The following is a 281-nucleotide window of genomic DNA, read 5'->3' as shown; positions in this document are numbered from 1 at the left end:
TATTTAGTCTTGTTAGATCATCAGAGTTATCTTTATCAACTATCTCTATGTTGCCACTACCTAGAGTTGCTAGGTTTTTAGATAGTGTGTAGCTTAGGTTTCTATGATTAGATAGATCTATTGATTTAAGACCTGTAAATTTATCTTCTTGGTTATTATTTGATTTGCTATCTTTATTGTTTTTATCTTCTAGGATATAGTTAGCACCTATACTAAAGTTTGTTCCCTTAGCATAGCTTGTATTTGATAGGTTCTCATAGCTTAGGGTGTTTGTTTTTAAA

Annotated in this window: 1 protein-coding gene; it reads right to left on the bottom strand. The window is 30.2% G+C overall.

Annotation, left to right across the window (positions count from 1 at the left end; genetic code table 11):
- Window positions 1-281 (bottom strand): hypothetical protein (locus UNSWCS_RS12240; RefSeq protein WP_035144293.1); only part of this gene is annotated, 281 nt, incomplete at both ends.

It is taken from the genome of Campylobacter concisus UNSWCS, assembly GCF_000466685.1.
Taxonomy (GTDB): Bacteria; Campylobacterota; Campylobacteria; order Campylobacterales; family Campylobacteraceae; genus Campylobacter_A; species Campylobacter_A concisus_A.
Note: the sequence above shows the minus strand (reverse complement) of the source record. Positions and strands in the feature narration are given on the sequence as shown.